Raw genomic sequence first — 7,503 nt, 5'->3', positions numbered from 1 at the left:
GCCCCGCACCAGGCGCCGGCTGGTGCTGGGCGGGCGGGACGTGCTGCGGTGCCGGCGCCTGGTGCGGGGCCGCGGGCGGGGCGTGCTGCGCCCGCGGGGGGTCGTACGGCGGCTGGTCGGCGGGGGCCGCCTGACCGGGGGCGGCGGCAGCAGCCACCGGGGCAGGCGGCTGCTGAACGGCCGGCGCGGGCGCGGCGGCCGGGGCAGGCGCGGCGGCAGCCTGCGCGAAGCCTCCGCGCTCCAGCCGCTCCAGCCGGGTCTGCAGCGACCGCTCGTCGGAGTAGGCCGCGGGCAGCAGCACCCGGGCGCAGATCAGCTCCAGCTGGAGTCGCGGCGAGGTCGCGCCGCGCATCTCGGTCAGTCCGTTGTTGACGAGGTCGGCGGCGCGGCTGAGCCCGGCCGGGCCGAAGCGGTTCGCCTGGGCCGTCATCGTCTGCAGGGTGTCGACCGGGACGTCGATCAGCCCCTTGTCGGCGGCCTCCGGCACCGCCGCGAGGATCACCAGGTCCCGGAGCCGCTCCAGCAGGTCGGCGACGAACCGGCGGGGGTCGTGCCCGCCCTCGATCACCCGGTCCACCACCTCGAAGGCGGCGGCGCCGTCCCCGGCGGCGAAGGCGTCGACCACCGAGTCGAGCAGCGCGCTGTCGGTGTAGCCGAGCAGCGCCGTCGCCATCGGGTAGGTCACCCCGTCGTCGGCGGCGCCCGCGAGCAGCTGGTCCATGACGGACATCGAGTCACGCACCGAGCCGGCGCCCGCCCGCACCACCAGCGGCAGCACCGCGCCGTCCACCGGGATCGCCTCGCGCTCGCACACCTCGGCGAGGTAGTCGCGGAGGGTGCCGGGCGGGACGAGCCGGAAGGGGTAGTGGTGGGTCCGCGACCGGATGGTGCCGATCACCTTCTCCGGCTCGGTCGTGGCGAAGATGAACTTGAGGTGCTCCGGCGGCTCCTCGACCACCTTCAGCAGGGCGTTGAACCCCGCGGAGGTGACCATGTGCGCCTCGTCGACGATGTAGATCTTGTAGCGGCTGGAGGCCGGGCCGAAGAACGCCTTCTCGCGGAGCTCACGGGCGTCCTCGACGCCGCCGTGCGAGGCGGCGTCGATCTCGATGACGTCGATGGAGCCGGGCCCGCCACGGGCGAGGTCCTGGCAGGACTGGCACTCGCCGCACGGATCGGGGGTGGGGCCCTGGGCGCAGTTGAGGCAGCGCGCCAGGATGCGGGCGCTGGTCGTCTTGCCGCACCCGCGCGGGCCGCTGAAGAGGTACGCGTGGTTGACGCGGTTGTTCAGCAGGGCCTGCCGCAGCGGGTCGGTCACGTGCTCCTGCCCGATGACCTCGGCGAAGGTCTCGGGGCGGTAACGGCGGTACAGCGCGAGGGACGACACACTCACGACGATATCGGCCCCGACCGACAACCCGTCCCGCCGCACATCCGAGCCGGTGCCCGTGGGCCGGGAACGATCACCGAACGGAGCGCGCCGGGAGCGGCGCATCGGGGACCGGCGGGGTGCCCGGGGAACGACTACGCCCCCCACGCACCCGCCAGAGCCAACCTACCCTTGCTGCCTTCCGGCCCTGGGGGAGTTCAGTCAGATAGCGCCGCGTGAGGGGCTGACGCCAGCCTACCCGATTCCCGGCACGCTCCGCCCCCACCCGCCCCCGCGCCGGGCGGTCACCCGTCCGGCGGTAGCCGCACACCGCGGCGACGGGCCCCGGCAGGCGCCGGCCGCCGGGGTCCATGGTCGCGAGCACCCCCTCACGTCTTGTACAGTTCTCGGCGGAGGATTCGCCTAGTGGCCTAGGGCGCACGCTTGGAAAGCGTGTTGGGTTCACACCCTCACGAGTTCGAATCTCGTATCCTCCGCCCAGCCTTCACCGGGCTGAACGTAGGGCCCCACCGCCTCGGCGGTGGGGCCCTACGTCGTTGTCCCGCACCCGTTGTCCCGGCCGTTGTCCACAGCGGGGCTCTCGGGCGTTCGTCGCGAAGCAGCGAGACCACGTCTCGTCCGTCCGCCGGTGCCGGGAAGCCGGCAGCGTCTCGGCAGGTGGACCGTCGGGCGGACGTGCCGGTCGGCCGTCAGTGGCGGGTCCTATCGTCTGCACCAGGACCGACTGGTCGTGACGACGGGGGACGAGGGACATGCGGGCTGCGGAATCACACTTCGCGGATCTGGTGCAGGGGCGGGCGCAGCAGTTCCAGGTGCCGCTCTATCAGCGGACGTATTCCTGGACGGAGAAGCAGCTGGCGCAGCTGTGGCTCGACATCCTGGACCAGGCCGAGTTGGTGGACGTCGACACCGCGGCGAGCACGCACTTCCTCGGCTCCGTCGTCCTCGCGCCGTCGCCGCAGAACGAGGCGACGTTCCCCCGCTGGCTGGTCGTCGACGGCCAGCAGCGGTTGACCACCCTCTCGCTCGTGCTGACCGCGATCCGCGACCACCTCGCCGAGGCGCACCCGGACGAGGCGGAGCGCATCGACGAGGAGTACCTCGTCAACAAGCGCAAGAAGGGGAACGACCACTTCCGCCTGCTGCCGACACAGGCGGACCGGCCGCAGTACGCCGCCCACGTGCTGCGGGCGCAGGTTGAACAGCTCCCGGACGACCGGGTGGTCACGGCGTACCGCTTCTTCCGTCGCAAGCTCGCCGACCTGGCCGGAGCCGCGACCGACGCCGCTGCGGGGGTGCGGGAGGTGCTGCGGATCGAGCAGGCCGTCACCTCCCGGCTGATGCTGGTGACCATCACGGCGGAGCGCGGCGACAACGTGCACCGCATCTTCGAGTCGCTCAACAACACCGGGCTGAAGCTGAGTCAGGCCGACCTGCTGCGCAACTACCTGTTCATGCGGCTGCCGACCCGGGGCGAGGAGGTCTACGAGCACAGCTGGTTGCCGTTGCAGAGCAGTCTGACCAACGACGAGCTGGAGCAGCTGATGTGGCTGCAGCTGGTGCTCGACGGCGACGACCGGGTGCGGCGCCGGGACCTCTACACGGCGCAGCAGCAGCGCTTCGAGCCCGGCGCGGGCGGGGAGGCCGCCTCCGAGGCGGGCATTGAGGACTACGTCAGGGAACTGCACCGCCGCAGCTTCCTGTTCCGGCGGATCGTCCGGCCGGCGGAGGAGCCCGACCCGGTGCTGCGCGGTGCGCTGCAGCGGCTGCGGGAGTGGCAGGCAGTGGTGACCTACCCCGCGCTGATGGTGGTGCTGGAACAGCTCGACCGGGGCGCTGCGGATGCCGCCGAGGCGGCCCGTGCCCTGTCGTACATCGAGAGCTTCCTGGCACGGCGAATGATCTGCCGGGTGCCCACCAACAATCTCAACCGGATCTTCCAGTCGGTGCCGGCGCAGCTGCCACAGGGCGAGGGGGTGGCGGACGGACTGCACCGGTTGCTCTCCGCGGCGAACCGGTTCTGGCCGGACGACGAGGAACTGCGGGAGAGGTTCCGCGGGGCGCCGTTCTACCAGTACGGGCGGTGGAACCAGCGCCGCATCGTCCTCCAGCGGCTGGAGGAGAGCCACGAGCATCCCGAGCCGGTCGACTTCGCGTCGGCGGAGCTGACCATCGAGCACGTGATGCCGCAGTCGCCCGGCGAGGCGTGGCTGCGGGTGCTCGCGGAGGACGCCGAGAGCGCGGCGCAGGGCGAGTCGGCGGAGGAGTTGCACGCCCGGCTACTGCACACGCTCGGCAACCTGACGCTGACCGGCGTCAACGCCCAGCTGTCCAACCATCCCTTCGAGCGCAAGCAGGGGCTGCTGGACAGCAGTCGGCTGGAGATGAACCGCCGGATCGCCGCCACCGACCGCTGGGGTGTGGAGCAGATCCTGGCGCGGGCCGACGACCTCGCCGACCGGGCGGTCCGCATCTGGCCCGCCCCGCAGCAGCGCCGGGGGCGCGCGGAGCGGAGCCGGGACTGGCGCCTCGCCCACCAGGTGCTCGCCGTGCTGCCGCACGGCACCTGGACCTCCTACGGCGACCTCGCCGCGTTCGTCGGTTCGGGGGCGCAAGCGGTGGGGGCGCACCTGGCCAACACCGAGGGTGTGGTCAACGCCTACCGGGTCCTCAACGCCGACGGCAGGGTGGCGGACGGTTTCCGGTGGACGGGGTCGGACGGCGGCGATGTCCGTTCCCGGCTCGCGGCGGACGGGGTCCGGTTCGCGGCCGGTGGCGGCGCCGATCCGGCGCAGCGGCTGAGCGTGGACGATCTGGCAGTGCTCCTCGACACCGCGGAGGGCGGCGGGGATGCGGAGTCCGCGCCGCCGGTGGCTGCCGCGCCGGTGGCTGTCGGGCGGGCGGACAACGGCGGGGAGACACGGGCCGCACGGTTCCTGCGGCAGCTGGCGGCGGACGACTCGCCTGCCACCGTCGCCGCGGTACAGGAGTTGCTCGCCGGGTGGGAGAAGCTCGACGGCTGGGTCGCTCACGGCTCGGGCACTGTCACCACCAGCGCGTATCTGATGCTGGGCCGCGCAGGGCTGCCCGGCCAGGGCATCTGGCCGCTGACGCTGTACCCCGGCAGCGGGCGGGGCGGCACCGCTGAGGTGGTGTTCGCGCACATGGCCCGCCGCGAGCCCTTCGTTGAGCGGGAGCGGCGCGTGGAGTTGCTGAACCGGCTCAACGCCGTGGACGGCGTCGCGATCCCGGAGGGCAAGTTGGCGCTGCGCCCCACGTTCCGCCTCGCCGTCCTGGAGGACGCGGCGAACCGGGAGCGGCTGCTCACGACGCTTGCGTGGTTCCGGGACTGCTGGGAGCAGCGCGACCGGCCCTGACCTTGCGGTCCGGGGCGGCAGCGCGGGCGGCGGCCCGGGGCGCGGTGCCCCGGGGGTCAGTCGCCGGGATGCCCGCCGGGCTCGGGGAGTCGGGCGAGGAGGTCCGGGGTGGTGATCAGGCCGGTGGCGCCGATGAGGCGGTGGGCGACGACGAGGCCGGCGGCGTGGACGGCGGGTCCGGCGTCGCTGGCGCAGGCGTCGGTGAGGACCCGCACGGTATGGCCGCGTTCGAAGGCGTCCACCGCCGACTTGAGGACGCACGAGTCGGTGGCGATGCCGCAGAAGACGAGGTCGGTCCAGCCGGCCGCGGTGATGAGCGCGTCGGCGGCGGGGGTGAAGCAGGTGTAGCCCGGCTTGTCGATCACGGCGTGGGCGTCCGGTACCAGCGGCGCGAGTGCGGAGACGATGTCGGTCTCCGGCGCGGACCGGAGCCTGGTCCAGTCGAGGTGGCGCTCGAAGGGGCTCCCCGGGTGGTTGAGGTAGCGGGTGAGGACCACCGGTCGGCCGGCGGCGCGCCAGCGGCCGGCCAGCGCGGCGATCGCGGGTGGCAGGTGCTCGGTGTGCTGGTTGATGAAGCCGTTCTGCACGTCGACCACGACCAGCGCCGCGCCGTCGACGTTCACCACGCCGCTCGCTCCAGCCATCGGCGCTCCTCTCCTCCGCGCATCCTCCGCGTCAGCCTGCCCTGCCGGGACGGGTTTCGACCGCTCGGCGGGCCACGGGAAATCCGTGGAGGACGCGTGACGTTCATGTGACCATGACGAGCCCGGAGTTGAGGGGCACCGATTGATTGTGCCCGTTCAGTGACGGGTTATGATCGCGCGCCGCGTGGGGCGGCATCTGTAGCGACCGAAGTGGACACGCCGTGCTGCTCGTCATCCTGTTGATCTTCGCGATACCGACCGCAGTCTTCGTGATCTGGCTGGTCGGCTCGTTCGTGCTGGACTTCGTCCGCGAGTATCGCAACCCCACCTCGGACACCGACCCGGACGACGGAACGGTCGACGACGAGGACACGGCCGCGACCGCGGAGGACGAGGGCTACGTGATGTCCGACCAGGTCGCCGCTCTCGGCCTGCTGCCACCGGATCGCCAGAACACCAAGACCAGCAGGGCGGAGCAGCCCGAGGTCGTCTTCGCGGTCGAAGCGGCCCGCAGTGGCGCGTGGCGCCCCGCGGCGGAGCTGATGGAGAAGACCGGCGACGACTGGGAGCGCCGCTCCGCCCTCGCCTTCCAGCTCGGTGAGGTCGCCGCCGTCGACGACACCTGGTTGCGGGAGTGGGACGCCGAACGTCCCGACTCGGCGGACGCGGCCGTCGTCGCCGGCAGGGGCGCCGTCATTCGCGCGTGGAAGTTCCGGGGCGCCAAGCTGGCCTCGCACACCACCGACGAGCAGTTCCGGGACTTCCACCAGGTTCTGGTGCGGGCCCGCGGCATCAACGGGCGTGCTGCCGAGCTGAACCCCGCGGACCCGACCCCCTACATCTGTGAGATCTGGATCGGCCTCGGCCTCGGCTACCCGCACGAGGTGATGCACGCGCTGTGGGAGGAGATCACCGCCCGTGCGCCCCACCACTACGAGGCCCACTTCTCCGCGCTCCAGTACTGGAGCGCCAAGTGGCGCGGCTCGCACGAGCTCGCGATGGGGTTCGCCACCCGTGCGGCGAACAACGCGCCTCCCGGGAGTCTGCTCTCGGCGATGCCGCTGCTCGCCCACTACGAGTACGCGCTGAACACCGGGGCGCCGGACTCCGAGGACTGCACGCCGGAGATGGTCAAGCGGGTCGACGCGGCGCTGCTGGACGTCGCGGCGGCGGACCCGGACGGGCCGCGCACGGCTGAGGTACGGCATCTGCTGGCGGCGTTCCTGACCATGCAGGAGCGCGACGAGGCGGCGCTGGAGCAGTTCCGCCTGGTCGACGGGTATGTGGGCGCCGTGCCGTGGCGCTACTCGTCCGACCCGGCGGCCGAGTTCTGCCGGGTGCGAGACACCGCGGTGGAGCGCGCCCACGCCAAGGCCTGACCACCGGCGCGCACACGCCTGCCCCGCCCGCTCCCGACCGCTGCCCCGCCGGCCCCCGGCGGGGCAGCGTCGTCCCCGAGGGGCCCGCCGGACGCCCGTCACCCCGGGCGTACGAGCAGCGCGTACTGCGGCAGCGCGACCAACAGCAGCACGGTGCCCGCCTCTATCCAGCGGTACTTGACGCGGATGATCCGGCTGGTGCGCTCCAGCGACGCCAGGAGTGGGGCGGCCGGGTCCCGGCCGATCTGCTCGAACGCCCGGCGCAGCCGTTCGCCGGTCATCTCCCCGGTGACGTGCTGGAAGTAGCCGGGTGCCGTCCGCAGGGCACCGGCCCCGCGCATGCGGTGGCGGGGGGCGATGGCGCGGACGAAGCAGCCGACGGCCAGCAGCCCGCAGGCCACCCCCGACCACCACAGCACACCGCCCGACCCCGCCGCGTCCGGCGGCCCCTTCGTGACGCCGCTGACCGCGATGCCCATGACCGCGCCGGTGAAGGCGAGCAGCACGGCGGCCTTGGTGTCGGCGCGGGTCAGTTCGGCGGCGTTGGCGGCCGCGAACCGCTCGATCGCCGCCACCACACCGCCGGCCTGTCCGTCCTCGTCCCGGCCCCGGTCCCGAAGGGCGGGCGGGCGGCGCGGCCTCGCCGGGTTGGGCCCGCCCGCCCCCCGTCGGCGGCGGGCGGGTAAGGGGACGACCACGGCGCCGCCCGGCCG

At 73.1% G+C, this 7,503-nt stretch carries 5 protein-coding genes, 1 tRNA gene and 1 other RNA gene; 3 read left to right on the top strand and 4 right to left on the bottom strand.

What is annotated here, in order from left to right:
* Together HCN52_RS19465 and ffs are read right to left on the bottom strand one after the other, a co-directional pair.
* A partial coding sequence (locus HCN52_RS19465; RefSeq protein ID WP_168089743.1) for a DNA polymerase III subunit gamma and tau occupies positions 1 to 1,387 on the bottom strand: 1,387 nt, incomplete at its 3' end.
* A gap of 135 nt (positions 1,388 to 1,522) precedes the next feature.
* Positions 1,523 to 1,617: signal recognition particle sRNA small type (ffs, locus tag HCN52_RS19460), an RNA gene on the bottom strand.
* A 164-nt stretch (positions 1,618 to 1,781) separates the two neighbouring features.
* Between ffs and HCN52_RS19455 the strand changes: the two genes are divergently transcribed.
* Together HCN52_RS19455 and HCN52_RS19450 are read left to right on the top strand one after the other, a co-directional pair.
* Positions 1,782 to 1,866, top strand: a tRNA-Ser gene (locus tag HCN52_RS19455).
* A 276-nt stretch (positions 1,867 to 2,142) separates the two neighbouring features.
* Entirely contained in the window at positions 2,143 to 4,767 is a 2,625-nt protein-coding gene (locus HCN52_RS19450; RefSeq protein ID WP_168089741.1) for a GmrSD restriction endonuclease domain-containing protein, read from the top strand.
* 56 nt (positions 4,768 to 4,823) lie between these two features.
* On the opposite strand, the gene HCN52_RS19445 is transcribed toward HCN52_RS19450, so the two are convergent.
* Entirely contained in the window at positions 4,824 to 5,411 is a 588-nt protein-coding gene (locus tag HCN52_RS19445; RefSeq protein ID WP_209314746.1) for a cysteine hydrolase family protein, read from the bottom strand.
* Positions 5,412 to 5,632: 221 nt separating this feature from the next.
* Between HCN52_RS19445 and HCN52_RS19440 the strand changes: the two genes are divergently transcribed.
* Positions 5,633 to 6,790 carry a hypothetical protein gene (locus HCN52_RS19440; protein WP_168089740.1) on the top strand — a complete coding sequence of 386 codons (1,158 nt, stop codon included), beginning with the start codon at positions 5,633 to 5,635 and terminating at the stop codon, positions 6,788 to 6,790.
* A gap of 98 nt (positions 6,791 to 6,888) precedes the next feature.
* Here the strand turns inward: HCN52_RS19440 and HCN52_RS19435 are convergent.
* Positions 6,889 to 7,503 (bottom strand): Pycsar system effector family protein (locus tag HCN52_RS19435; RefSeq protein WP_209314745.1); only part of this gene is annotated, 615 nt, incomplete at its 5' end.

This window comes from Streptomyces bohaiensis (assembly GCF_012033785.1).
Classification (GTDB): Bacteria; Actinomycetota; Actinomycetes; order Streptomycetales; family Streptomycetaceae; genus Streptomyces; species Streptomyces bohaiensis.
Note: the sequence above shows the minus strand (reverse complement) of the source record. Positions and strands in the feature narration are given on the sequence as shown.

Bases quoted from the DNA above. Each gene is read 5' to 3' on its own strand.
- HCN52_RS19450 (WP_168089741.1), top strand. From the start codon at position 2,143: ATGCGGGCTGCGGAATCACACTTCGCGGATCTGGTGCAGGGGCGGGCG.
- HCN52_RS19445 (WP_209314746.1), bottom strand. From the start codon at position 5,411: ATGGCTGGAGCGAGCGGCGTGGTGAACGTCGACGGCGCGGCGCTGGTC.